Source organism: Candidatus Saccharimonadia bacterium (genome assembly GCA_035544015.1).
GTDB lineage: Bacteria > Patescibacteriota > Saccharimonadia > UBA4664 > UBA4664 > UBA5169.
Map to the genome: position 1 here is coordinate 1 of DATKIP010000028.1, position 1,450 is coordinate 1,450.

Sequence of the window (1,450 nt, forward strand, 5' to 3'; positions counted from 1 at the left end):
AGTGATGTGGCTGACGGGACGGCTCGTTCCGGATCACAAAACCATCGCCGATTTCCGCAAAGACAATGGCCCCGCCATCAAAAGAGTCTGTGCGCAATTTGTGGCCTTGTGCCGCAAGATGGGGCTGCTGGCGAAAGCGAGCGTTGCGATCGACGGCAGCAAGTTCAAGGCGGTGAACTCGCGCGACAACAACTTCACGAAGGGAAAGATGGAGCGGCGCCTGGCGCAGATCGACGAGAGTGTTGCGCGTTATCTGAGCCAGCTCGACACCGCCGATCGCCAGACAGCTGCCGGTGAGGCGCCCTCGGAGGAGCTTGTGGCCAGGACCGCGCGGCTCAAGGAGAAGCTGATCAAGCTCGAAGAGGAGGTGAAGCGCCTCAAAGCGATTGAGAAAGTGATGCTGGCCGCGCCCGATCAGCAGGTCTCCTTCACCGATCCTGATTCCCGCTCGATGGCGACCAGCGGGCGCGGCTCTGGGATGGTCGGCTATAATGTGCAAGCGGCCGTCGATACGACGAACCATCTGATCGTCGCGCATGAGGTAACTAACGTCGGCACCGACAAGTCGCATCTTGCGAACATGGCCAACCAGGCGAAGGTGGCATTGGAGGCAGAAAACCTCGAAGCCTTCGCCGATCGCGGTTACTTCAAAGGCGAGGAGATCCTCGCATGCGATGAGGCTGGCATCACGGTCACGCTGCCAAAACCCCAGACATCGGAGGCGAAGTCAGAAGGTCGCTTCGGCAAGCAGGATTTTCGCTACGTGGCTGAGGAGGACATCTACGTTTGTCCTACCGGTGAGAAGCTCACCCACCACTTCACGAACGAGGAAAATGGATTGGTCCTGCACCACTACTGGACCAACGCGTGCCGCACCTGCGCGCTGAAGGCTCAGTGCACGAAGGGACCGCAACGTCGCATCAAGCGGTGGGAGGACGAGTATGTTGTTGATGCTGTGCAGGCGCGCCTGGACAGAAATCCGGATGCAATGCGTACTCGTCGCGAGACGGTCGAGCAGTCCGTTTGGCACGCTGAAGATGCGGATGGGGGCGACGCACTTTCTGATGAAGACGCTGCCCAAGGTAGCGACCGAGATGGCGTTGCACGTTCTCGCCTACAACCTCACGCGCGTGATGAACCTCCTCGGTATCAAACCGCTCCTCGCGGCGATCCGGGCGTGAGGAGTGTGTATTGTTGTGCGCGCCGTGTGACCGTTCGGGTCGCCCAGCGTGGTCCGAGGTTGCGCCCGGATTGACTCCAGACTCGATAGCAAAAATATGCTCAGGCGGTCGCGTCGACGTGGATCGCGCCCGGTTGCGTGCAGTTTTTGGGGGAGGAAAAACGTTTTCACACGGCCTGGGTCAAAAACTGCCCTCAGACTACGTCCGCGCCGAGTCCGTTTAGCACCCCATCAACGGACATGCGTTGGACGGGCCGCACGTCAGTTTCG

The 1,450-nt window shown here is 59.9% G+C and carries 1 pseudogene; it reads left to right on the forward strand.

The features are described 5' to 3' along the window. Nucleotides 1-1,181, forward strand: a pseudogene (locus VMT30_02240) (IS1182 family transposase). Nucleotides 1,182-1,450 lie beyond the last annotated feature (269 nt).